This is a genomic window from Corynebacterium sp. 2571A, assembly GCF_055700935.1.
This window is the reverse complement of sequence record NZ_JASTTE010000001.1, coordinates 200,978-225,914: the sequence shown is the minus strand read 5'-3', so window position 1 is coordinate 225,914 and position 24,937 is coordinate 200,978. Positions and strand designations below refer to the sequence as shown.

19 protein-coding genes and 1 tRNA gene are annotated in these 24,937 nt (G+C 66.1%); 12 read left to right on the top strand and 8 right to left on the bottom strand.

What is annotated here, in order from left to right; translation table 11 throughout:
- Positions 1-19 precede the first annotated feature (19 nt).
- Complete coding sequence (locus QQS53_RS01185; RefSeq protein WP_472774159.1) at positions 20-775, bottom strand: succinate dehydrogenase cytochrome b subunit; 756 nt, start codon at positions 773-775, stop codon at positions 20-22.
- 423 nt (positions 776-1,198) lie between these two features.
- On the opposite strand from QQS53_RS01185, the gene ramB reads away from it, so the two are divergent.
- Positions 1,199-2,608 carry an acetate metabolism transcriptional regulator RamB gene (gene ramB / locus QQS53_RS01180; protein ID WP_472774158.1) on the top strand — a complete coding sequence of 470 codons (1,410 nt, stop codon included), beginning with the start codon at positions 1,199-1,201 and terminating at the stop codon, positions 2,606-2,608.
- Positions 2,609-2,659: 51 nt separating this feature from the next.
- Here the strand turns inward: ramB and QQS53_RS01175 are convergent, their stop codons facing one another.
- Both QQS53_RS01175 and lpdA read right to left on the bottom strand, forming a co-directional pair.
- On the bottom strand, positions 2,660-3,535 hold the full coding sequence (locus tag QQS53_RS01175) for a MetQ/NlpA family ABC transporter substrate-binding protein (protein ID WP_472774157.1): 876 nt from the start codon (positions 3,533-3,535) through the stop codon (positions 2,660-2,662).
- Between the two features lie 166 nt (positions 3,536-3,701).
- The gene (gene lpdA, locus QQS53_RS01170) at positions 3,702-5,114 is read right to left on the bottom strand and encodes a dihydrolipoyl dehydrogenase (protein ID WP_472774156.1); all 1,413 of its coding nucleotides are present in this window, start codon (positions 5,112-5,114) and stop codon (positions 3,702-3,704) included.
- 620 nt (positions 5,115-5,734) lie between these two features.
- Between lpdA and QQS53_RS01165 the strand changes: the two genes are divergently transcribed.
- The 9 genes from QQS53_RS01165 to QQS53_RS01125 all read left to right on the top strand — a co-directional run bounded on the left by QQS53_RS01165 (position 5,735) and on the right by QQS53_RS01125 (position 17,270).
- Entirely contained in the window at positions 5,735-7,087 is a 1,353-nt protein-coding gene (locus QQS53_RS01165) for an alpha/beta hydrolase (RefSeq protein ID WP_472774155.1), read from the top strand.
- A 35-nt stretch (positions 7,088-7,122) separates the two neighbouring features.
- A complete protein-coding gene (locus tag QQS53_RS01160) occupies positions 7,123-8,202 on the top strand; it encodes an alpha/beta hydrolase (RefSeq protein WP_472774154.1) in 1,080 nt (359 codons plus the stop codon).
- Between the two features lie 86 nt (positions 8,203-8,288).
- Entirely contained in the window at positions 8,289-9,785 is a 1,497-nt protein-coding gene (locus QQS53_RS01155; protein ID WP_472774153.1) for a M1 family metallopeptidase, read from the top strand.
- 239 nt (positions 9,786-10,024) lie between these two features.
- Entirely contained in the window at positions 10,025-11,599 is a 1,575-nt protein-coding gene (locus tag QQS53_RS01150; RefSeq protein ID WP_472774152.1) for a DUF222 domain-containing protein, read from the top strand.
- 252 nt (positions 11,600-11,851) lie between these two features.
- On the top strand, positions 11,852-12,850 hold the full coding sequence (gene rfbB, locus QQS53_RS01145; RefSeq protein ID WP_472774497.1) for a dTDP-glucose 4,6-dehydratase: 999 nt from the start codon (positions 11,852-11,854) through the stop codon (positions 12,848-12,850).
- Between the two features lie 106 nt (positions 12,851-12,956).
- Positions 12,957-14,327, top strand: a complete 1,371-nt coding sequence (gene rfbD, locus QQS53_RS01140; RefSeq protein WP_472774151.1) for a dTDP-4-dehydrorhamnose reductase — start codon at positions 12,957-12,959, stop codon at positions 14,325-14,327.
- An 11-nt stretch (positions 14,328-14,338) separates the two neighbouring features.
- On the top strand, positions 14,339-15,202 hold the full coding sequence (gene rfbA / locus QQS53_RS01135; RefSeq protein ID WP_472774150.1) for a glucose-1-phosphate thymidylyltransferase RfbA: 864 nt from the start codon (positions 14,339-14,341) through the stop codon (positions 15,200-15,202).
- A gap of 145 nt (positions 15,203-15,347) precedes the next feature.
- A complete protein-coding gene (locus tag QQS53_RS01130; protein WP_472774496.1) occupies positions 15,348-16,232 on the top strand; it encodes a DsbA family protein in 885 nt (294 codons plus the stop codon).
- A 180-nt stretch (positions 16,233-16,412) separates the two neighbouring features.
- Positions 16,413-17,270, top strand: a complete 858-nt coding sequence (locus QQS53_RS01125; RefSeq protein ID WP_472774149.1) for a cytochrome c biogenesis CcdA family protein — start codon at positions 16,413-16,415, stop codon at positions 17,268-17,270.
- 13 nt (positions 17,271-17,283) lie between these two features.
- On the opposite strand, the gene QQS53_RS01120 is transcribed toward QQS53_RS01125, so the two are convergent.
- The 3 genes from QQS53_RS01120 to QQS53_RS01110 form a co-directional block, all read right to left on the bottom strand.
- The gene (locus QQS53_RS01120; protein ID WP_472774148.1) at positions 17,284-17,904 is read right to left on the bottom strand and encodes an MBL fold metallo-hydrolase; all 621 of its coding nucleotides are present in this window, start codon (positions 17,902-17,904) and stop codon (positions 17,284-17,286) included.
- Positions 17,905-17,921: 17 nt separating this feature from the next.
- Entirely contained in the window at positions 17,922-19,028 is a 1,107-nt protein-coding gene (locus tag QQS53_RS01115) for an S-(hydroxymethyl)mycothiol dehydrogenase (protein ID WP_472774147.1), read from the bottom strand.
- Positions 19,029-19,180: 152 nt separating this feature from the next.
- Positions 19,181-20,017, bottom strand: a complete 837-nt coding sequence (locus QQS53_RS01110; protein WP_472774146.1) for a GDSL-type esterase/lipase family protein — start codon at positions 20,015-20,017, stop codon at positions 19,181-19,183.
- 187 nt (positions 20,018-20,204) lie between these two features.
- On the opposite strand from QQS53_RS01110, the gene QQS53_RS01105 reads away from it, so the two are divergent.
- Positions 20,205-21,860 (top strand): AMP-binding protein, encoded by a 1,656-nt coding sequence (locus QQS53_RS01105; protein ID WP_472774145.1) that lies wholly within the window; start codon positions 20,205-20,207, stop codon positions 21,858-21,860.
- A 122-nt stretch (positions 21,861-21,982) separates the two neighbouring features.
- Here the strand turns inward: QQS53_RS01105 and QQS53_RS01100 are convergent.
- Both QQS53_RS01100 and QQS53_RS01095 read right to left on the bottom strand, forming a co-directional pair.
- Positions 21,983-22,055: transfer RNA gene (locus QQS53_RS01100), tRNA-Thr, on the bottom strand.
- 82 nt (positions 22,056-22,137) lie between these two features.
- On the bottom strand, positions 22,138-23,349 hold the full coding sequence (locus QQS53_RS01095; RefSeq protein ID WP_472774144.1) for a DNA polymerase III subunit delta': 1,212 nt from the start codon (positions 23,347-23,349) through the stop codon (positions 22,138-22,140).
- Between the two features lie 45 nt (positions 23,350-23,394).
- Between QQS53_RS01095 and QQS53_RS01090 the strand changes: the two genes are divergently transcribed.
- Positions 23,395-24,927, top strand: a complete 1,533-nt coding sequence (locus QQS53_RS01090; protein WP_472774143.1) for an adenylate/guanylate cyclase domain-containing protein — start codon at positions 23,395-23,397, stop codon at positions 24,925-24,927.
- The last annotated feature ends 10 nt before the right edge of the window (positions 24,928-24,937 follow it).

Here is a 24,937-nt window from a genome sequence, read left to right as displayed (position 1 = left end):
TTCCTATCAGTCCTAGTTACTAACTGACGAAGCCAAAGGCGACGGACAGGGGCATAACGATGTTGCCAATGCAGACGATGGCCGGAATCAGGTAGGCCAGCACCAGGAAGGTCTGACGCCACTTGTAGCCGGTGATACCCAGGTCAGACGCAGCCAGCTTGATGCCGTGGGTCAGGTGCAGGAACAGGCAGCACATGGCCAGCACGTAGAAGATGGTCACGGGCCAGCGGCTGAAGGTAGCAATCATGTTCGCCTTGACGGCGCCGTGGACGAAGGCGTCCGGAGCGGCCGGGGCCACACCCATGGTCAGGTCCAGCAGGTGGAAGATGAGGAACAGCAGCAGCACGATGCCGGTGACCAGCATGGACTTGGTTGCGAACGAGTCCAGGCCGCCCATCAGGTTGGAGCGACGGAAGCTGCCGCGCGAAGCCTTGGAGCGGGAATGCAGCGCGATTGCACCGTAGATGTGCCCGATGAGGGCGACGATGAGCACGATGCGGATGATCCACAGGGCGGAGCCGTGCGTCAGCAGCGGCTCACCCAGGGAACGCAGGAACTCGCCGTAGACGTCCAGGGCTTCCTCGCCGTCATGCGCGGGCAAGTACAGCTTCAGGTTGCCGGCCATGTGGCCGACGACGAACAACGCGAACAAGAGACCGCTAACCGCCATGATGAGCTTGAGGACCCACGACGGGACGCCGGGGGTCTGGCGAATCGGTTCTTCACTGATACGACCGTGAGCGATTGCCTCACGGTCAGGTTTCTTCAAAGTCATGACACCTCCATAGTCAACCTAGACTTTACGCAGGATATGGGCCTTTCTCCTAGTTATGAGCTGGCCTTAAGCGCCGCGGGCAACTTTCGCTCACCGTGAAGTTCCCCAGCTTTAGGCAAGGGTGCCCAAACCTGCGTTTGAGGAAATACGGCGCCACCTTGGCAACTCGCAATTAGAAAACATGTGTGTTGTGTAATTATCTCGCCTTTTGTGAGGTTGATCACCTGGCGAGTGAATGGTGAATGACTTACCCCAATTGGTGTCATACTTTCGCAGGTGTCGCCCCCAGATCGGGCGTTTTTCAAAACCGGACGTTCGTACCTTTTATCCCCTAAGCACGACTTTCACACCACCGCTAAGAACCTTCACACAAAATTTGCTAAAACACTGTTATAGGGGCATTAGGCAGGTAACCTATCCGTCATGACGAAGACTTACGTGGGCTCCCGGCTGCGGCAGCTGCGACGCGAAAGAGACCTCAGCCAGGCCTCCCTGGCGTCCACCCTGGGCCTGTCGGCCAGCTACGTGAACCAGATCGAGCACGACGTGCGCCCCCTGACCGTGCCGGTCCTGCTGCGGATCACCGAAGTCTTCGGCGTGGACGCCACGTTCTTCTCCCGCGACGACGACTCCCGGCTGCTCGCCGAAATCCAGGACGTCATCCAGGACAAGGAGCTCTGCCCCTCCCCCGTGGAGCTGCAGGAGCTGTCCGAGCTGGTCTACAACCACCCCACCGTCGCGCGCACGCTGGTGGACATGCACCGGCGCTACCGCAACGTCCGCGACAAGCTCTCCCTGGCCACGGACTCGCGCCGCGTGACGGACTCGGCACAGGCGTTATCGATGCCCCACGACGAGGTCCGCGACTTCTTCTACGCCCGGCAGAACTACCTGGACGGCCTCGACCACCACGCCGAGGACCTGGCCGGGGAATTGGGCGTCGAGCCCTTCCACATCCGCGACACCGAGCGGGCCCTGGCGGACCGGCTGCGCTCGAAACACAACCTGGAGATCCAGACCGTCGGCCAGCTCGACGGCACCCTACACCGACTCGACCGGGAGGCCGGCACCCTGCTGCTGGCCAGCCGGCTAACGGAGGGGCAGCGCGCCTTCCGCATGGCCACGGAGCTGGGATTTTTGGAGGCCGGAGATCTCATCACGAACGCCGCCGACGAGGAGCCGTTTACCTCCCAGGCCTCGCGCCGGTTGGCGCTGCGCGGCATCGCTAGCTATTTCGCGGCCGCGACCGTGCTGCCCTACGGCTTAATCCACGCAGAGGCCGAGAAATCCGGCTACGACGTGGAGTTTTTGTGCCAGTCCTTCGGCGTGGGCTACGAGACGGTCGCCTCCCGGCTGTCCACCCTGCAGCGCGACAACCAGCGCGGCATCCCCTTTACTTTCGTGCGCGTGGACCGCGCGGGCAACATGTCCAAGCGCCAGTCCGCTACCGGCGTGCACTTTTCCAATTCCGGGGGAACCTGCCCGCTGTGGAATATCTACGAGACCTTCTCCCGGCCCGGCACCATCTCCCGGCAGCTGGCGCAGATGCCGGACGGCCGCAACTACCTGTGGGTGGCGCGTACCGTCCAGTACCTGCAGGGCCGCTACGGTGATACCAACAAGATGTTCGCCATCGGGCTCGGCTGCGAGGCGCGGCACGCCGACCGTACCGTCTACGCCGCCGGCCTCGACTTATCCGACATGTCCAGCGCCACCCCCATTGGCGCCGGCTGCCGCATCTGCCCTCGCAGCAACTGCGCCCAGCGCGCGTTCCCGCCCATCCACGAGGCGTTGGACATCGACACGCACCGCTCGGCGGTGGCGCCGTACTAGGGGCTTCGGCACTGCTAGTCGGCGCTTGGTCCCGGCGTGTGGTGTTGGCGCCTATTCCGCCTCGAGTTCGTCCATGACGCGCTGCAGGACCTCGTTCATCTCCTCCGGGGAGCGCTGGACCTGGACCGAGGTGTCCTGGGAGTCCTCGTCGACGGCCGCCTGGACCTTCGGGTCGTGCCAGAGCTGCGCGAGCTCGCGGTAGACCTCGTTGTCCTTGTCCTCAGCGCGCACGACGAAGGCGTTGATGTACGGCGCGGCCTCGTCGGAAGCCGGATCGTCCTGGGCCACGGCGGTGGTCGGGTCGATGCCGGCGCGCTCCAGGAAGGAGTTGTTAATAACGGCCGGGGTGCCCTCGCCCCACGCGGAGGTGGTCTGAGCGGCATCGACGGTAGTGACCTTGACCTTGGACTTGGCCTCGTCGACGTCGGCCGGCGTCGGCGAGAGGCTGCCCTCGACGGTCAGCTCGACCAGGCCGGCAGAAGCCAGCACGTTGAGCGCACGCCCCTGGTTGGACGGGTCGTTCGGAATGGCCACTGTTTCGCCCTCGATGCCGTCCAGGGAGTCGTGGTCCTTCCAGAACAGCGCGAGCGGCACGATTTCCGTGGAGACAATCGGCACGAGATCCTCGTCGTTGCCCACGTTGTACTCCGCCAGGAAGCGCAGCGTCTGAAAGTTGTTGATGTCGTTCTGGCTCTGCGCCAGCGCGACGTTCGGGGTGGCATAATCCTCGAAGTTCTCGACCTCGATGTTGAAGCCGTTGTCCTCGGCCACCTCCTCGAAGGCGGTCCAGGCCTTCTTCGCGGCATCGGTGGTGCCGACGACGATCTTCTGGTCCTTGCCCTCCCCGTCGGAGCTAGAGCAGGCCACCAGCCCGGTGCTGGCGACGGCCACGGCGGTGACGGTAGCGATAATGCGGCGAAGCTTCATGCGTTTGTCCTTTGCGTTATTCGGCGCGCCCTGCATGGGCGCCCCCGTGAACTAAGCGGTCTAGTGCAGACTAACAAAATTTGAACCGCTTGGTCTATAAAACGCAGAAATTCCCTACCCCAACGGGTGGGGCAGGGAATCCGGACAGACTCTTGCGGAAGGCTCCTTAGAGGTTGATCATGTGGCCGCCGATGCCCTCGGCAGCTTCCTTCATAGCCTCCGACAGGGTCGGGTGCGTGTGGATGTTGCGGCCGATTTCCTCGGTGGTCAGGTCGAAGCGCTGCGCCAGGGTCAGCTCCGGCAGGAGCTCCGAGACGTTGGCGCCGACCATGTGGCCGCCCAGCAGCTCACCGAACTCGCCATCGGCAACCAGCTTGACGAAGCCGGCGGTCTCGTTCAGGCCCGCGGCCTTGCCGTTCGCGGAGAACGGGAAGCTGGCGACCTTAATCTCGCGGTCCGGGAACTTCTCCTTCGCGGCCTCCTCGGTGTAGCCGAAGGAAGCAACCTGCGGGTTGCAGAAGGTCGCGCGCGGCATCATCTGGTAGTCGCCCAGCTCCTGGGTCTCGGCGCCGGCGATGGTCTCGGCAGCCACCACGCCCTGCGCCTCGGCCACGTGGGCCAGCTGCAGCTTGGCGGTGACGTCGCCGATGGCGTAGATGCCGTCGACGTTGGTGCGCATGCGCTCATCGATGGCGATGGCGCCGCGGTCGGTGAGCTCGACACCGGTGTTTTCCAGGCCGTAGCCCTCGGTGCGCGGGGCGAAGCCGATGGAGACCATGCAGCGGTCGACGGTCAGAGTCTCGGTCTTCTCGCCGTCCTTGGACTCGATCTCGACGGTCACGTCGTCGCCGTTGTCCTTGATGGAGGTGGTCTTGTAGCCGGTCTTCAGGTTCACGCCCAGCTTCTTGTACTGCTTGGCGATCTCCTTGGAGGCGTCCTTGTCCTCGTTCGGCAGGACGCGATCCATGAATTCCACGATGGTCACGTCCACGCCGTAGTTGGCCAGGACGTAAGCGAACTCCATGCCGATGGCGCCGGCGCCCACGATGACCATGGACTCCGGGGCGTCTTCCTTGAGGATCTGCTCCTCGAAGGAGACGATGTTGCCCCCAATCTCAACGCCCGGCAGGGACTTAACGACGGAGCCGGTGGCGATGATGCAATCGTCGAAGGTGAGGGTCTTGCCCTTGTCGTCACCCTCGGTGATTTCAATCGTCTCGGCGTCCTTAAAGGAACCCAGGCCGTTGACCTCGGTGATCTTGTTCTTCTTCATCAGGTAGTGCACGCCCTTGACGATGCCCGAAGAAACCTTGCGGGAACGCTTGTGGGCTGCCCCATAATCGAAGGAGACCTCACCGGAGATGCCAAAGTCCTTGGCCTCGTGGTTGAAGGTGTGGGCCACCTCGGCGTTCTTCAGCAGCGCCTTGGAGGGGATGCAGCCGACATTGAGGCAGATACCGCCCCAGTACTGTTTCTCCACCACGGCTACCTTTTTGCCGAGCTGGGCTGCGCGGATGGCGGCGACGTAGCCGCCAGGGCCCGCGCCGAGTACTACAACGTCATAATGTTCATTAGTCACGTTCCCAAGGATACGTAACTTTGGCCACGCTGTCTGCCAAAGGGGCAAACAAAGCGCGGCAACAGGAGTCTGGCCGGGGTTATTGCCCCGGGGAATCCCGGGAGATTGCCTCCCGGGCGGATGTCTTTAGAACATCCGTTTTTAAAACATCCCCAGCGCCAGCGCGATGGTGGACGAGGTGGAGGAACCAGCGTGGACGAGGCCGCCCAGGAATTCGTTGATCTGAACCAAGATGGTGTCGAAAGCGTTCATTTTTTAAAACCCTTCTGTAAACGGTGGAGAGACAGCGCGAACGCGGTTAAGCGGTGCGGTTGTTTTAACGAAAAATTCCCAGCTCGCGTTACGCCGGAGGGGAACTTCCGGGCGGCTAGCCGGCATCGGCAGCCGGAAACCCCCTTGGATTATGACACACCTTTCACTTGCGCACCACCTGTTTCGTGTCCGGCTGCTAAGCTATATTCGCACTGTGAGCGACAGTTGTTTGTTTTAGGCTGGACTTTGCTGAAAAATTTCAGCTAACGGACAGCTGCTAACAACTTTGTTTGCGCCTACGATAACCAGTCAGGAAACTCTCTCTACCCTTTGCAAAAAGGGCCCCTCTCTCAGGAAGCGTTAACCTCATGAAGATTATTCGCCCGCTGGTTGGCACCACCGCCGCCACTGCCCTTGCCCTCGGCCTCTGTGCCTCCCCGGCCTTGGCTGACGAGCCGGCCGTCGAAAGCCCGGCCATCGAAAGCCCGGCCGCCGATCCTAAGGCTGCTGCCGACCTGGAAGAACCGGCCGCCGACCCGGAGATTGCCGACGCCATCCTAGGCGACGAGAACGCTCCCGAGTCCGCGCAGTCCGACGCCGCTACTGAGGAGGCGGAGACCGCCGCGGCCGGCGAGTCCGTCATCACGGAAATCGACCTGGCACAGGAGACCGCCCCGGCGTGGTCCACCAACGCTGACGGCAAGCGCGTCATCAGCCCGTCCAAGATGGCCAGCGGTAAGCAGTGGATGGCCTACGCCCAGGCCAGCTCCTTCAACCGCGAGCACGTCAAGGCCTTCAACGCCACCTCGCCGGCCATGGGCGGGCGCGAAATTCCGCTGGCGGTCATTACCCCGGACGGCAACTTCGACCAGGCCCGCCCGACCTTGTACCTGCTCAACGGCGCCGGCGGCGCGGACCAGGACATGGAGTGGATCAAGCAGACCTACCGCAAGGATGTCGACCCGACCAAGGAAGGCACCCAGGACATGGTGGACTTCTACGTCAACAAGGGCATCAACGTGGTCATCCCGCAGGCCGGCGCCTTCTCCTACTACTTCGACTGGCAGAAGGATCCCAACAGCAAGTACCTCAAGGGCCCGCAGAAGTGGGAGACCTTCCTGACCCAGGAGCTGCCGGGCGCGCTGGAGCAGACCATCAACGGTAACGGCAAGCGCGGCATCGCCGGCATGTCGATGTCCGCGACCTCCGCGCTGGTGCTCGCGCAGCAGCACCCGGACCTCTACGACGCGGTCGGTTCCTTCTCGGGCTGCGCTGCCACCTCGACGGTGCTGCCGCACCAGTTCGTCGGCCTGACCGTCAACCGCGGCGGCGCCACCCCGGAGCAGATCTGGGGAGCCCGCGGCTCTGCCGAGAACCGCCGCTACGACGGCCTGGCTAACGCCGAGAAGCTCCGCGGCCACGAGATCTACGTGTCCGCCAACTCCGGCCTGGTGGGCAAGGAAGACACCGTCTCCCACCTGATGAACCAGGGCGCCGACCTGTCGACCGCGCTGGCCGGGTCCTCCACCCTCACCATCGAGGGCGGCGTCATCGAGGCGGCCATGAACGCCTGCACCCACGACCTGAAGGCCAAGATGGACTCCCTGTCCATCCCGGCGGACTGGAACTTCCGCAACACCGGTACCCACTCCTGGCCGGGCTGGATCAAGGACATCAGCGAGTCCTGGCCGACCTTCGAGCGGGCCTTCGGCGAGAATTAAAACACTAAGAACATAACCAGAAAGAGAGCGCTAGCATGAAGCGACTGAGTACCCTCCTGGCCACCGCAGCTCTGGCTGCCACGGCCACCGCCGTCCCGGCGGCCACCGCAGCCACCCTGACCCCGGCCGACGTCAACGGCGGCGCCCCGGCCTCGGAGGTTAGCGACCTGCAGGTCACCGACGCCGTCGCGAACTCCAAGTGGTACAAGCAGTACAAGGACGACGACCGAGTACTCAAGCTGCAGGCTAGCTCTCCGGCCATGGACGGCCGCCAGATCCCGCTGGCCGTCATCCCGGCGGGCGAACCCAACCGCCCCACCATCTACCTGCTCAACGGTGCCGGCAGCGCCGAGCAGGACGCGGACTGGCTGTCCAAGGCCCAGACCGTCGACTTCTACGCCGACAAGAAGGTCAACGTCGTCATCCCACAGGCCGGCGCCTTCTCCTACTACACCGACTGGGAGCAGACCCCGAACGGCAAGTACCTGCAGGGCCCGCAGAAGTGGGAGACCTTCCTGACCAAGGAGCTGCCGGGCTCCATCGAGTCCCGCCTGCAGGCCAACAACAAGCGCGCCATCGCCGGCATGTCCATGTCCGCGACCTCCTCGCTGCTGCTGGCCCAGCACAACCAGGGCTTCTACGACGCCGTCGGCTCCTTCGCCGGCTGCGCCGCCACCGCTTACCCGATGGAATACGAGTTCCTGCGCCTGACCGTCAACCGGGGCGGCGGCCAGCCGGAGCAGATGTGGGGCCGCCAGGGCTCCGCCAACAACCGCTACAACGACGCCCTGATGAACTCGGAGAAGCTGCGCGGCGCCAAGCTCTACATCTCCTCCGGTTCCGGCCTGGCTGATGAGACCGCCATGCCCAGCTACCTGCAGTCCAAGGGCGCTAGCCAGGCTGAGGCCGCCGTCGGCTCCGCCGTCAACCAGGTCGAGGGCGGCGTCATCGAGGCCGGCGTCAACCACTGCACCCACAACCTCAAGGCCAAGCTGGACTCCCAGAAGATCCCGGCGACCTACAACTTCCGCAACGCCGGCGTCCACAACTGGACCGGCTGGCGCGAGGACCTGGAGAAGTCCTGGGCCACCTTCTGGCAGGCCTTCTACAACTAACGCGGTGTTCTAAGCGCGAGCTGTAAGGCCGGTTTTCGGACTGGCTCCAGGGGCTTCCTGCAAGGGCGGTAGAATTAGCATCTATCATGATGCTTTCTTCTACCGCCCTTTCTGCTGTTTCTGGTTCTCCTGCTGGTCCTGGTTCTCCTGCGGGCTCCGGTGCTGTTGCGGGCTCCGGTGCTGTTGCGGGCTCCGGTGCTGTTGCGGGCTCCGGTGCTGTTGCGGGCTCCGGTGCTGTTGTTGGCGCAGGGTCTGCCCCTAACGCCACCCGGGACCCGTACACCAAGGTTGACTACAACCTGGGGTTTCGGGTGCGTCACTACCAGCTGGAGCTGGACTACAAGGTCGAGCCCAACCTGCTGTCTGCGCAGGCCACGCTAACCATCGAGGTGGGCGAGGAAGACCTGAACGCCCTGCAGCTCGACCTGGGGCCGGCGATGGCGGTACGCCGCGTCAGCTGCCCTGCGGGCCCAAGGGTGGCCCGCTTTAAGACCTCGGGCGGCAAGCTGCGGATTTCGTTTGCCGAGCCGGTGGCATCGGGGGCAGAAATCACGCTGGCAATCCGCTACGGCGGCAACCCGCGGCCCATCGCCAGCCCCTGGGGGGAAATCGGCTGGGAGGAGACCGAGTCCGGTTCCCTGGTCGCCAGCCAGCCCAACGGGGCGCCGAGCTGGTTCCCGTGCGACGACCACCCGAGCCAGAAGGCCACCTTCGACCTCGCCATCACGGCCGACGACCCCTTCACCGTCGTCGCCAACGGCACGCTGGTCGACAAGGCCACGGCGGGATCGTCGCGGACGGTGTGGCACTACCGCATCGATAAGCCTATGGCTACCTACCTGGCGACGGTGCAGGTGGGCGAGTTCAGCGAGTTCCGCCTGGGCCCTAACACCGTGGCGTACGCGCCGGCGAACCTGCGCGAACAGGTGGCTGAGGAATTCGGGCGCCAGCAGGAGATGCTCGATTTCCTGGCCGAGACCTTCGGGCCGTACCCCTTCCCCGACTACCGCGTGGTCGTCACCGAAGACGATCTGGAAATCCCGCTGGAGGCGCAGGGTATTTCCATCTTTGGCTCCAACCACGTGCGCGGCGACCACGCCTTTGAGCGGCTCATCTTCCACGAGCTTTCCCACCAGTGGTTCGGCAACGCGGTGGGCCTTAGCCGCTGGCAGGACATCTGGCTCAACGAGGGTTTCGCCTGCTACTGCGAGTGGCTCTGGGGCGAGCACGCCGGCCAGTCCACGGCCCACGATGCCGCCCACTCCCACTACTCGGTCCTCTCCCGCAAGCCCCACGACCTCCTGCTGGCCGACCCCGGCACCCGCGACATGTTCGACGACCGCGTCTACAAGCGCGGCGCCCTGTTCATCCACTCCCTGCGGCGCCTGCTTGGCGATGCCACCTTCTTCCCCCTCGTCCGCTCCTACCTCGCCGATAACCTGCACGGGAACGTGGTTGCGCAGGACTTCTGGGAGGCTCTGACGGGGGCTGTTAAGGATGCTTCCGGGGTTTCTGTTGCGGACGTGGAGGGCCTCTGGAATCAGTGGCTGAACGAGCGGGAGTTGCCGCGATTCCCGAAGTAGTTGGTGCTGCTGGGAGCTGGTTGATTGGGCCTTGTACGGCTGGGTCTTTGGGTCGTATTTGGCTGGGTTGGCCACCTATTTTAGTTGCGCCTTAAACTAAGCCAGCTCTGCCGAACAGGCACTTTAAAAAATTCGAACATATTTTCTTTTTTACTGTTGACACGGGCTTTTTCTTCGATATACTAGAACACGTAAGCGAATAAAGGTTCTACACGACGGTTCCTTAGGGGGTGACCGCCATGACTGACCAGCACGACGAAATCCTAGCAACGCTCAAAGAAATCTCTGGCTCCATGGAGCGGTTACGCTCCCTGATGAAGAATCCCGAAGACCTGTCGTTTGGACGTCTTCACCGCGGCTTCGAAGCCTTCGAATACGCCTTCAACAACAAGACCGTCATCGATGGCGCCTTCGCCTTCCTCGCTGAACGCGACGACGCCGGCCGCCAGGTCGGCTCATCCAAGGCCATCGACTACCTCATGGCGCGCCTCGGTCTGGACTTTGCCACCGCGCGCGATCGGCTCGAGACCGGCCGTGATCTGTTCAGTCCCCTCGATGAGGCCGCACCCACTCCGGAACCGACTCCCCTGCCCGACGACGTCCAGGCTGTCAGCGATGAGGAACGCGCCCGCCAGCAGGCGGCCGACGCGGAAGCGCAGCGTCGGGCACAGGCGGAAAAGGAAGCTGAGGAGCGTCGCCGCAAGCGCCTCCTGGAGGACGGCCAGACCACTAGCGCCAAGGTGCTCGCGATGATTGAATCGGAGCTCAAACACCTCAACCGGCACGCCACCCCGGGCCACAAGCAGCTGCGCGAGCAGGCTCTGGAAAAGGCAAAGGACACCTCGCTGCACACGCTGCGGGACTGGCTGCGCAAGCAGATTAAGAACGCCAACCTCACCGCCCGTACCCCGGAAGGCACCAAGGATAAGGACGCCGCCTACAAGAAGCGCCGGTTAGTCCTATCCAACCCGGATGCCGACGGAGGCGTGCACGTCCGCGGCTACCTAGACCCCGCCACCGCCGCGCTCGTCAAGAACGCTCTGGCGAACGCACGCAACGCGGACAACGCCGCTTTGAAGGAAAGCGGGCTGGACCAAGAGGACAAGCGCACCTTCCAGGAGCGCAACGTGGACCACCTGCGCTACATCTGCCGGCGCTACCTGTCCTCCAAGGACCAGTCCACGGGCGGCGCCGCGGGCCTTCTGGTCACCCTCACCATGGATGACCTTGAGAATATGACCGGCGAGAGCCGCTTCCCGACGACCGCGGGAATCTCGGTCAGCCCGCTCGACCTTCTCCGCATGGGGCTCGCCGAGCACGACTTCCTCTGTCTCCTCGACCCCCACGGCTTCCCGCTCGAGCTGGCGCGCAACAAGCGCACGGCAAGCCTCTGGCAAAAGATTGCCCTGGCCGCCTCCGAGCTGGTGTGCACCCACCCGGACTGCAACCGGGCCTGGGTTGACTGCGACGTCCACCACGTCATCGCCTGGGCCTTGGGAGGAGATACCGACATCTCCAATCTCACGCTCCGGTGCCGACGCCACCACGTGGACAACAACGACTTCCGGGATGGCGCCAACAACATGGGCCACGCCGACAGGTCCCCCGAGACCAGGCGTACCGGCCACCGGGCCGGGCCGGGGCAACCGCTGCGGTTCAACGAATCGCCCGCGGCCCAGCAATCGTGCGGCCATAAGGTCCGCCACCGGGGTGCTCCACCCACTGGCACTAGTCCCGGACCCCGTGCCGGTTCCGCCTCGGGCGGCGAGGCTCCCCCGCCAGACCCGCACAGCCAGGCTCCGTTGTTTAGTTAAGATGTTGTCCCTGTTCACCCTCCCCTGCCAAGGGCACGCCCGTGTGTCCTGGCGGGGATTCACGCGTGCCTCGGCTCCTGAGGCTTTTGGGGGCTCCTCGGGGCTGTTCGGCACTGTCCGGCACTGTCCGGGGCTGCTTGGGGCTGTTCGGTGCAGCTTGGGTCTACTGGGCTGCTTGGGTCTACTGGGCTGCTCGTGGTGAGAAATTGCGGTGGCAGACTCCGAGGCAACCGCTGAAGTAGGATGGTGACCATTATGTCTACGTTGCTCGTGACCGGCGGGGCCGGCTTCATCGGTTCCAATTTCGTCCGGCTGACCCTAGCGGAAACCGACTACTCGGTGGTGGTCCTCGACAAGCTGACCTACGCGGGAAACCGCGCCAACATCGCCGATCTGGAGGGCGACCGCTGCTCCTTCGTCCAGGGCGACATCGCGGACGCGGAACTGGTCAACCAGCTCATGCGGGACGTTGACGCGGTGGTTCACTTTGCGGCCGAATCCCATAACGACAACTCCCTGCGCGACCCGTCACCGTTCATCCAGACCAACCTGGTGGGGACTTTTACCCTGCTGGAGGCCGCCCGCGCCCGCGGGACCCGCTTCCACCACGTTTCTACCGACGAGGTCTTCGGCGATCTGGAGATTGGGGCCGACACGCGGTTTACGGAATCGACGGCGTATCAGCCATCGTCGCCGTACTCGGCATCGAAGGCGGGATCCGATCACCTGGTGCGCGCCTGGGCGCGGTCCTTCGGCCTGCCCGTGACGGTGTCGAATTGCTCGAACAATTACGGCCCCTACCAGCACATCGAGAAGTTCATTCCCCGCCAGATCACGAACATCCTGTCCGGCCTGCGCCCGAAGCTGTACGGCACCGGGGAGCAGGTGCGCGACTGGATCCACGTCGACGACCACAACCGGGCCGTGATCGACATCCTGGAACGCGGCCGACTGGGCGAGACCTACAACATCGGCGCCGACCAACCCGACACCAGCAACCTGCAGGTCATGGAAACCATCTGCGAATTGATGGGGGCCGACGGCTTCGACCACGTGGCGGACCGCCCCGGACACGACCAGCGCTACGCCATGGACGCGACCAAGCTGCGCACCGAACTGGGCTGGGCCCCGCGGTTCACGGATCTGCGCGCCGGCCTGGAAGACACCATCGCGTGGTACGCCGACAACCGTGACTGGTGGGAGGCCAGCAAGCAGGACGTCGAGGCCGGCTACGCCCGGCAGGGACAGTAGGATCGGCCAGGGTCTAGCAAGCAGGTCTAACAAGCAGGCCTAAAACGTAGATCCAAAACCCAGACCCAAGACCAGACTTAATAACCAGGAACCACGAAAGGACAGAATGGACATTCGCACCACGGGCATCGAGGGGCTCCTCATTGTGGACTTGGACGTCCACGGGGATGACCGGGGCTGGTTCAAGGAGAACTGGCAGCGGGAGAAGATGGTGGCGGCCGGCCTCCCCGACTTCGCACCGGTCCAAAACAACGTGTCCTTCAACGCGACCGCCGGGGTGACCCGGGGCCTGCACGCCGAGCCCTGGGACAAGCTGGTCTCTGTCGCCTACGGCAAGGTCTTCGGGGCCTGGTGCGATTTGCGGGAAGGATCCGATACCTACGGCGAGTTGGTCACCACCGAGATTGGCCCCGACACGGCCGTCTTCGTCCCCCGCGGGGTGGCCAACGGCTTCCAGGCCCTGGAGCCGACCGCCTATTCCTACCTGGTCAACGATCACTGGTCCCCGGAGGCGTCTTACCCGGCCGTCAACCTCGACCTGGTGGACTGGCCGCTGGAGCCGACCGAGATCTCCGACAAGGACGGGGCCCACCCGCAACTTTCCGAGGCGACCCCGATGCCCCCGCGCAAGGTCCTGGTCACCGGCGCCGACGGGCAGCTGGGGCGCGCCCTCCAGCGGATCCTGCCCCACGCCGAGTTCGCCACCCGCGCCGATCTCGACATCACCGACCCCCACCTCGCCGAGGCCCGCCGCTGGCGCGACTATTCCGCGATCATCAACTGCGCCGCCTACAACGACGTCGACGGGGCCGAGCGCGATCGCGCGGCCGCCTGGGCCGTCAACGCGCAGGCGGTGGCGCGGCTGGCCGGCATCGCTAGCGCCCACAACCTGACCCTGGTGCACGTCAGCAGCGACTATATTTTCGACGGCACCGAGAAGGTCCACTCCGAGCAGGAGGAAGTGAGCCCGCTGAGCGTGTATGGGGCATCGAAGGCGGCTGGCGATGCCGCCGCCCAGGCCACCGCCCGCCATTACGTGGTGCGCACCAGCTGGGTATTCGGCGACGGCAACAACTTCGTCGAGGCCATGCGCGGCCTCGCCCTGCGCGGGGTGGAGCCCGAGGTGGTTGCCGATCAGCGCGGCCGCCCCACCTTCGCTGAGGACCTGGCCAAGGCCATCAAGCACTTGCTGGACTCCGGGGCCGAGTACGGCGTCTACAACGTCACCAACACGGGCGACACCGTCGGGCGCGACGAGCTGGCGATGGCCACCTTCATCGGCATAGGGCACGATCCGGCCGAGGTCCACCCGACCACCACAGATCACTTCGCCCAGCCCGGCGCGGCCCCGCGCCCGGCCGAGTCGACCCTCGATTTGAGCAAGCTGGAGGCCACCGGCTTCCGGCCCCAGAACTGGCGGGCCGCCCTGGCCCTCTACCTGGCGTTGTACCCGGCCGCCGGGGAAGCGGAAAGCTAGACTTTTAAAGCATGAAAGGCATCATCCTGGCCGGCGGTTCCGGCACGCGGCTCTACCCCATCACCCAGGGGATCTCTAAGCAGCTCATGCCGATCTACGACAAGCCGATGGTCTACTACCCGCTGTCCACCCTGATCCAGGCGGGCATCCGGGAGATCCTCATCATCACCACCCCGGAGGATTCCGCCTCCTTCCAGCGCCTGTTAGGCGACGGATCCCAGCTGGGCCTCATGCTCTCCTACGCAGTCCAGCCCCGACCCGAGGGCCTGGCGCAGGCCTTCATCATCGGCGAGGATTTCATCGGCGGCGACGACGTCGCCCTCGTTTTGGGCGACAACATCTTCGACGGCCACGGCTTCAGCAGCGCCCTGCCCGAGTGCCGGTCCCCGCACGGGGGCGTCATCTTCGCCTACGAGGTCTCCGATCCCCAGCGCTACGGCGTGGTCGAGTTCGCCCCCGACGGGCGGGCCATCAGCATCGAGGAGAAGCCAGAACACCCGAAGTCCAGCCACGCCGTCGTCGGCCTGTACTTCTACGACAACCAGGTCTGCGAGATCGCCCGGTCCATTCAGCCCTCGTCCCGCGGGGAGCTGGAGATCACGGCCGTCAACGAGGAATACCTACGCCGCGGGGAACTCTCGGTCAAGCGCATGCGGCGCGGCGACGTGTGGCTGGACACCGGCACCGTGGATTCGATGAGCGAGGCCTCCGCCTACGTCGAGGTCATCCAGAAGCGCACCGGCACCGTCCTGGGATCGCCCGAGGTGGCCGCCTTCCGCGAGGGCTTCATCGACCGCGAACAGCTGCTGCGCCTGGCCGCCGGCCTCGACAAGTCGGGCTACGGGGCCTACCTGCGCGCCGCGGCCGAGGACTAGCCACACCGCACACCCCCGCACCGCACGCCCCCGCACCGCGCCGCCCGGGCTAGACTGTCCGGGACGCAGGTTTTATTCCCGCTGCATCTTGTCATGCTTGCAGCCCACGGCTCTAGACGGAGGAGGCCCCGTGCCCGATAGCTCAATGTACGACCAACCCCTGGTGGGACAGAAGCGGCCCTCCGCCCTCCGCGACGTCCCCGCCGTCGTGTGGGTGCTCACCGCCGTCATCGTGGTGCTGGCCGTCGTCATCGGCTTCCTGGTCGCCGACCGCAACGGCGCCGACGATGCCGCCAGCAACGCCAACAGCAGCAATAGCAGCAACGGCGGGGCCGCCAGCCACAGCCAGCCAGCAAGCGAGTCGGCCCAGGCCGCCCCAGCCACCCCGGCCGCCCCGGGCACCAACTTCGACGATCCCAACGGCGATCCCAAGCTGTACGGGCCGTCCGGCACCATCTCCTCCAACGAGGACATCGACAAGGTCCACCGCCGGGCCGACAACGATCCCTTCGCCCGCGGCGCCCTCGATGCCCCCGTGGTCATCTCCGAGTTCTCCGACTTCGAGTGCCCCTTCTGCTCCCGCTTCCACAACCAGACGGCGCCCGCCCTCATCGCGGATTACGTCGATAAGGGCCTGGTGCGCATCGAGTGGAATGACTTCCCGGTCAACGGCCCCCACGCCATCGACGGGGCGAAGGCCGGCCGGGCCGCGGCCGCCCAGGGCAAGTTCGCGGAGTTCCAGAAGGCCGCCTTCGCCGCCAGCGCCGACGTGGACGGCCACCCCAACTTCGGCATGGACGATTACGTGCGCTTCGCCGAGGAAGCCGGCATCGAGGACATCGAACGCTTCCGCCAGGAGGCCGGCGACGACACCTACACCCAGGTCGTCGAGGATGCCCGCGATTACGCGGCCAGCCTGGGCATCACCGGCACCCCCTCCTTCGTGGTGGGCAGCCAGTTCGTCTCCGGGGCCCAGCCCGAAGACGTCTTCCGCCAGGTCATCGAGGAGGAGCTGTCCCGGGGTGCGTAAGGTCCACTGGCTCGTCTGGTTGTTTATCGCCCTGTTGGCCTGCACCGGGTTTTTCTTCGGGCTCGGCCTAGGCAGCGCGCTGGGCTCTTAGATCCGCTTAGACCCACTTAGATCCGCACAAATCCGCACAGATCCGCACAGGTCCGCTGCAAATAGGGAGAAGGAGAAAAGACGCACCGCATGTTGGAAATTGGCCTGCTCGGTTCCCTCCTGGCCGGGGTCCTGTCCCTGCTGAGCCCGTGCTCCGCGCTGCTGCTGCCGGCCTTTTTCGCCTACGCCTTCCGGTCGGTGACCCAGCTGGTGGCCCGGACCGGGGTGTTTTTCTGCGGGCTGGCGGTCGTGCTGGTGCCGGTGGGCACGGGGCTGGGCGGCATCGGCGGCCTGTTTAACCAGCACCGCGAGGCAGTCATCACCGCCGGCGGAGCCGCCATGGTGGTCCTCGGGTTCTTTATCGCCCTGGGCGGCGGCTTCACCATCCCGGGGCTGGGCAGGCTCAGCCAGCGGGTCCGCGGCGACGGCTACGTGAGCGTCTTCCTGCTGGGCTGCGTCTACGGCTTCGCCGGGTTCTGCGCCGGCCCCCTGCTGGGCGCGGTGCTCACCACGGCCGCCGTCAGCGGTTCCTTGGGCTACGGGGCGCTGACGATGCTCTCTTACGCCCTCGGCATGACCATCCCCCTGTTCGTTCTGGCCGCCGCCTGGGATCGCTTCGATCTGGGCCGCCGGCCCTGGCTGCGCGGGCGCCCCCTAAAGCTGGGGCCCATCCGCACCAATTCGCTGTCGGTGCTGGCCGGGGCCCTGTTCGTGGGCATCGGGGTGCTGTTTATCCTCTCCCACGGCACGATCCTTCTGCCCAGCCCCGTGGGCACCGAGGAGGCCTTCGCCGTGCAGGAATGGGTCGCACGCCTGGCCGGCCGCGTCCCCGACGCGTGGGTGGCCTGCGCCGTCAGCGGCCTGGCGGCCGCAGCGGTGGGCATCAAGGCCGCCCGCACCCCGGCCCCGGCCCCGGCCGGGTCACTCCCAGCCCGGCCCTCCCGGTAGTGGCTGGCGGCGCTTAGTAGCCGCGGCGCACGTACTCGTCGATGCGGTCGGCCTCGGCCCCGACCGTAGTGGCATCGCCGTGCCCGGGCAGCACCCGGGTCTCGGCCGGCAGGAAGAACACGACGTCGCGCAGGGACTCCACGATGACGTCGAAGTCGGAGTACTTGCGCCCCGTGGCCCCCGGCCCACCCGAGAAGAGGGTGTCGCCGGACAGCAGGGTCCCCTCGCCCGGCAGGTAGAGCACCACGCAGCCCGGGGAGTGACCCGGCGTGTGCAGCACCCGGATCTCCTCGCCCTCGAGCAGGAAGCGCTGCCCGTCGTAGAGGTGGAGGTAGGGGGCGTTGCCGTTCGACTCCTGCCACAGCACGTCGTCGTCCGGGTGCAGGTAGACCGGGGCGTTGAAGCGGCGGGCCGCCCGCGGGGCCAGCTCGCAGTGGTCGTTGTGGGCGTGGGTGAGCAGGATGGCGCGCACCTCGCGCTCGCCCACCTGGTCGGCGATCGCGTCCAGATCGTGGGAGGGGTCGACCACCACGACGGCGTCGCCGACCGACAGCACGTAAACGTTGTTGTCGACGTCCCAGCAGCCGCCGTCGAGGCAGAACTTGCCGGAAGTCACCAGGTTTTCAATCCGCATGTGTTTAGCCTCCTTGGTTACAGCTCGACGACCGAACGCAGGACCTTGCCCTCCTGCATGGTTCCGAAGGCGCGCTCGACGTCGTCCAGGGCGATCCGCTCGGAGACGAACTTGTCCAGCGGGAACTGGCCGTTGCGGTGCAGTGAGACGTAGGCCGGGAAGTCACGCTCCGGCAGGCAGTCGCCGTACCAGGCCGGGCGGATGGACCCGCCGCGGCCGTAGAGGTCGATGGCCGGCACGTCGACGTGGTCGGTCAGGTTGGGCACGCCCACCATGACCAGGCGGCCGGCGTGGTCGCGGGAGTAGAAGGCCTGGCGCCAGGTGGGCTGGATGCCGACGGCGTCGATAGCCACGTCGACGCCGAAGCCCTCAGTGAGCTCGCGGACGGCGTCGATGACCTCCTGCTCCTCCATGCCGGCGGAGCAGATGGTGTCGGTGGCGCCGAATTCGCGGGCCACGTCCAGCTTGGACTGGTCCAGGTCGACCGCAATGATCTTGGCGGCCCCGGCCAGCTTGGCGCCGGCCACCGCCGCGGTGCCCACGCCGCCGCAACCGAAGACGGCGACCGACTCACCCAGCTGGACCTCGCCGGTGTTGACGGCCGCGCCGAGGCCGGCCATGATGCCGCAGCCCAGCAGGCCGGCGGCGGCCGGATCCTCGTCCGGGTCGACCTTGGTGCACTGGCCCTCGTGGACCAGGGTCTTCTCGGCGAAGGCGCCGATGCCCAGGGCCGGGGTCAGCTCGGTGCCGTCCTCCAGGGTCATGGCCCGGGAAGCGTTGAAGGTGTCGAAGCAGTACTTCGGCTCGCCCTTCTTGCAGGCCCGGCACTCGCCGCACACGGCTCGCCAGTTGAGCACCACGAAGTCACCCTCGGCGACGTGGGTGACTGCCTCGCCGACTGTCTCGACGATGCCGGCCGCCTCGTGCCCCAGCAGGAAGGGGTAGGCGTCTTCGATGTCGCCGTTGCGGTAGGCCAGGTCCGTGTGGCAGACGCCGCAGGCCTGGATCTTGACGACAACGTCATTCGGGCCCGGGGCCGGGATGACAATGTTGACCTTCTCGACTTCCGCGCCCTGAGAACGGGCGATTACACCAGATACAATCTGTTCATTCTTCTCGCTCATACCCGCGAGCCTACCCATGTTTTCACCACCCGGCAGCTAATGAAAACAACCCCCAATTGCCGTGGCAACCAGGGGTTTAGGCGCCCGTTCCTCCCCGGGAACTGCCGCAAAGGAACGGCCACAGAAGAACAGGCACAAAGAATTGGGCGCGACTACGACGCCGCCAACACGTTCGCGATGTGCTCGTGGCCGCGGGCGTTGACGTGCAGCGGCAGGTTGCCGCCGCCCGCGTTGAAGTCCACCAGGCCGGCCCACTTGCGGTTGCCGTCCGATCCGCACATGCCGGCGTCGCGGGTGGAGGGCTTCATGTCGATGAACTCGGTGCCGGTCGCGCGGGCCAGGTCGACCTGCATCCACTGGGCCTTGTTCTCAAAGTCGGCGACCTGCGGCAGCGGGGTGCGGTCCCAGGAGGAACCGGCGTGGATCAGGCAGTAGTGGATCCCGTCGCCGATGGTCGGGTAGCCCACGATCTGGATGCGGGCGTTGGGGGCGGCCGCACGGATGCGGTCGATGAGCGGGCGGTTGAAGCGGACGAACTTGTCCCGGATCTGGGCCTGGTTCAGGTTCGGGTTGTTGTAGGTGTCGTTGAAGCCGGTGGCGTAGATGACGCGCGCCGTCGACGGGTTCAGCGCCCCGCGGGCGATGGCGGTGTCGATCTGCGCGGAAATCTGCGGGCCCGGGGACATGGAGGCCGCCCCGGAGCAGGAGAAGTCGCGCACCGGCAGGCCCAGCTTGGCGCCGGTGCGAGCCGCATAGTTGTTGCCCTTCGGGCAGTTAACCCCCAGCGGGCGCTGGTCGAAGGCGCCGCCGATGCGGTCGCGCAGGTAGGTCCCCATGTCCGGATCCGCCAGCACCGAGTCACCGAAGGCGACCAGGTTGCGCTCGGCGGCCTGGACCTGCGGGGCGGGGGCGGCCAGCAGCGCCGCCAACAAAGTAAAGACAGAAACAAAAACGGCTAGAACAGGCTTTTTCAGTAGATTTACAGACACGAGCTTCCTTTCTCCGCTACATTCCCCTACAAAAGTACACTATATTGACAGCCACAACGACCGGTACTTATCAATCGCTTCACACGACCCCGGCATTACCGGCGGGTAGCGCCGGGCCACCCCCGCGGCGATATACCGGATGTCATCCCCCGTAGCTTTTGGACCCGTAGTTTTTAGATTGGTGTTTATGTCTTTTTCCTCGGCGGCCCACTCCCTGTCCTTCCACTCCCGGGCGCTCGCGCGGCTGGCTGCCAGCTTGGTGCGCACCGGCATCGTTAGCCCCGCCGGAGGGGTGCGTGCCGCCGCGGCCACCCCGGGAATCCTGGCCCGCTACCGCTTCACCACGGCCCGCGAGCTCGAGCAGGGCGCCCGCGCCTGCCCCGACCGGCTGGCGCTCATCGACGACGACGGCACCCTGACCTACCGCCAGCTGCGCGACCAGGCCCGCACCTTCGCCCGCCACCTGCTCTCGCTCAACCTGGACGAGATCCGCCTGGGCGTGATGGCCCGCAACGGGCGCGGCATCATCATCCCGCTGGGCGCGAAGGGCCTGGCCGGCGGCAGCATCTTCCTGCTCAACATCGGATCCTCGGCCGAGCAGCTGGCCGGGGTCATCGCCGAGAACCGCATCAACGTCCTGGTCATGGACGACGAATTCATCGATCGCCTGCCCGCCGGCGTCAATGAGACCACCCACGTCATCATCGCCCACGAGTCGGGGCAGGCGGACAAGGCGGGGCGCTGGCCGCGCCTGGCCGACATCGTCCGCCACCCGGAGCGCGTGGGTTACCTGCGCCTGCCCGTCCTACCGCGCCACGGCCACATCGTGCTGATGTCCTCGGGCACCACGGGCATCCCCAAGGGCATCATCCGCAACGAGCCCACCCTGCCGGTGGTGGTGGCCTCCATCATGTCGACCATGCCCTGGCGCGCCGATCAGCGCGTCCAGCTGACCGCTTCCATCTTCCACACCTGGGGCTGGGCCTGCCTGAACATCGCGCTGGCCGCCCGCAACACCATCGTCACCCGCCGCGTCTTCGATCCGGTCGCCTGCCTGCGCGACATCCAGCGCTACCGCCTCGACGGGCTGCTGTCCTCCCCCGTGTTCTACCTGCGCATGGTGGAGGCCGACCCCGACGGCGCTTACGATGCCTCCTCGCTGCGCTTCATCGCCTCCTCCGGGCACGCCCTGAGCCCGTCCATCGTGCAGCGGACCATCGACCGCTTCGGCCCCATCCTGTGCAACATCTACGGTTCCACCGAGCTGGCCCTGGCCGCCACCGCCACCGCCGAACAGATCGCCGCCGATCCCACCATCGGCGGCCAGGTGGCCTCCGGCACCCGCCTGCGCATCCTGGACCGCGACGGCCACGAGGTCCCCCGCGGCGAGGTGGGCGAAATCTACCTGACCAACTCGACCGCCCTTATCGGCTACACCAACCCCACCATCCAGTCCAAGCGGGCCCAGGGGCTCATCTCCATCGGGGACTTGGGGCGCATCGATGCCGACGGCAACCTGCACGTGGTCGGCCGCGCCGACGACATGATCATCGTGGGCGGCGAGAACGTCCACCCCCAGTCCGTCACCGAGGTCCTCGAGACCATGGACGGCATCCGCGAGCTGCATTCCGCCGGCGTCGACGATCCGGAGACCTTCGCCCGCGTGGCCGTCTGGGTGGTGCCGGAGGACTCCCCCGCCGGCAAAGAACTGACCGCCGACAAGATCCGCGAGTTCGTGCGCGCCAACCTGGCTGATCACTCCGTGCCCCGCGACGTCCACTTCCTGGACCTGCTGCCGCGCAACGCCACCGGCAAGGTCGTACCCCGCCAGCTGCCGCGCTAAACGAGCCGACTCAGAAAGTGTTCCCATTTTGTGCACACAGGAGCAAGAACCTGCCTCCCCGCCAGGCAAAAATAGCAAACCCCCTCTAGCCTTTTCGCAGCTTAGAGGGGATTTATCTGGAGAGCCGCTTGCGAGAATCGAACTCGCGACCTTTTCATTACGAGTGAAACGCTCTACCGACTGAGCTAAAGCGGCCTGCTGCTGGCACGAAAGCAGTACCGTGCAGCACCGCAAAGTTTAACCTAGCCGGTAGCCAATCGAGAAATCAGGTCGAGGATCAGGCCCCGCAGGCGCGCCGCAGGCGGCCGACCAGCCCGTCGAAGGCGGTGCCGGGGGCGACGTTGACGGCGATGTGGTTGCGGCAGGTCACGATCGCCTCCTGGCAGGCGACCAGCCCCTCTTCGCCGACACGCTGGGCCAGCTCCTGGGCCAGGCCGGAAAAGTCCGGGTGGGTCATCTCCACGTCGGCGCCCACCCGCAGCATGAGCGCGTCGCGGTAGATGCCGGCCAGATCCACCAGCGCCAGGTCCAGCAGGTCCCGCACCCGGCGGGTGGCCCGCTTCTTCTGGATCTTTTCCAGATCCTTGACCGCCGATCGCACGTCGCGCTGGGCCTTGGCCGCCGCCTTGCCCTTGCCGCCGGCCCCGTAGGCCTTTTCCAGGTCGGCCTTTTCCTTTTCGTCGGCCTCCGCGCCGGCCTCCTTGGATTCCTTCTCGATGGCCTTGATCAGCGCACCGGCCGCCTGGAAGCCCTGGGAGCCCTGGAAGATTTCCTCGGCCAGGTTGATCGATTGGGCGCGGCGCCGCTGGACCGTGGGATCGGTGACCAGGCGCCGGGCCCGGCCCACGTGCCGCAGGGAAGTCACGGCGGCCAGCCGGGCATCGGACTCGCCGGCGCCCTCGGCCACCAGCTGGCTCACGATGGCCTCCGTCGACGGCGCCGGGATGTAGAGGTGCCGGCAGCGCGAGCGCAGGGTCTGCGAGAAGTCCTCCGGGTCCGCCGACGGGGCCAGCATCACGATGACCGTGCTGGCCGTGGGCTCCTCGACCGTCTTGAGCAGGGCGTTGGCCGCCCCGTCGGTGAGACGGTCGGCGTTTTCGAAGATGATGACCCGCCAGCGCGCCACCGTCGGGCGCGAGGCCGCCTGGCCGATGATGTCGCGGACCGTGTCCACCGCGATCGATAGCTCCTGGGGTCGCAGGTAGACCAAGTCGGTGTGCCGGCCCTCCTCGAGTATGCCCCGGCAGGACGCGCACTCCCCGCAGCCCAGTTCTTCGCCCCGCTCGCACATCAGCGCCGCGGCGAAGGCGAGCGCCGCCTGGGAGCGGCCGGCCCCGGGCGGGCCCGTGAACAGCCAGGAATGACTCATCGCGCGGGGGTCTGCACCGCTTAAACCCCGGGCCCCGGCCGCCGCCCGGAGGATGGTGTCCCGGACCGCGGGGGTGTCGGCCAACCGCTGTGCCACATCTGGAGTACTCACCCGCTCCATCCTACTAACCCACAGTGCGGCGGCGAGCGGTTAGAGTATTAAGACATGAGCTCTACTGTGCGGAGACTGCGATGGTTACTGGAGACCCAGTGGCCGATCTATGCCGCCGTCGTCCTCGGGGCCAACATCATCGGGGCCGTGGCCATCATGATGTTCGTCGCGGTATTCCTGCCCATGCCGGAGATCGCCGAATTCAAAGAAAGCGTTCCGGGCCTGGCCTGGATCGGCGTGCTCTACGTGGTCTTCGCGGTCATCGTCGGCATCGCCGTGACCCTCCTGCTGTTTAGGCCGGTGCTGGACTGGCAGCGCAACCCGGACGCGCACGATCCGAACATGGTGCGCAACCTGGTGCTGCGCATCCCCGTCTACCAGGCCGGGGTGGCGGCCGTGGTCTGGGCCATCGGCATCGTCATCTCGGTGATTCTGACCGGATCCGTCGACGGCCGCCTGGGCCTGGTGGTGGGGCTGTCCACCGTCCTGGCCGGCATGGTGGTGGTCCTGCTGACCTACCTGCAGGCCGAGCGCCTGGTCCGCCCCGTCGCCGCCAACGCCCTGGCCCGCCGCTTCGAGGACTCCTCCCTGGAGCCGCCCATCAAGACCCGCCTGACCGCCTCCTGGGCGATGACGGCGGGCGTGCCCATGCTGGGCATCGTCCTGCTCCTGCTGGGGCAGCGCTCCGGCTTTTTTACTTCCGATGCCGACGACCTCATCCCCGCCATCCTGGTCCTGGCGATCACGGCGATGGGCACCGGTTTCATCGGCACCTCTTTTGCCATCATGAGCGTGGTCGATCCCATCCTGGAGCTGCAGGACGCCATCAACCGGGTGCGCCGCGGCGAGCAGAACGTCGAGGTGGACATCTACGACGGATCCGAGCTGGGCGTGCTGCAGGCCGGCTTCAACGAGATGATGAAGGGCCTGCGCGAGCGCCAGCGGGTGCGCGACATCTTCGGCCAGTACGTCGGCACCGAGGTCGCCCAGCGCGCCCTGGAGGAAAGCCCGGAGCTGGGCGGCGAGGACCGCAAGGTCGCCGTGCTGTTCATCGACGTCATCGGCTCGACCACCTTCGCGGTCAACCACTCCCCAGAAAAGGTCGTCGAGGAGCTCAACAGGTTCTTCGAGCACGTCGTGGCCGTCGTCCACCGCAACCACGGCATCATCAACAAGTTCCAGGGCGACGCGGCCCTGGCGGTCTTCGGCGCCCCCATTAACGTCAACGACTCGACCTCGATGGCCCTGCAGGCGGCCCGCGAGCTGCGCCAGGAGCTGCGCAACCTACAGCTGCAGGCCGGCATCGGGGTGGCCGCCGGGCACGTGGTGGCCGGACACATCGGCGGCGCCGATCGCTTCGAGTACACCGTCATCGGCGACGCCGTCAACGAGGCCGCCCGCCTGACCGAGCTGGCCAAGGACACCCCCGGCCGCGTGCTGACCAACGCCTCGACCCTGCGCACCGCCAACGAGGCGGAACAGGCCCGCTGGACCTTCATGAAGTCCATCGAGCTGCGGGGGCGCCGCCGCATGACCCAGCTGGCCCGGCCCATCCGCGCCACCCTGGCCGACCGCGCCGAGCAGTAGCGGCGGCCCG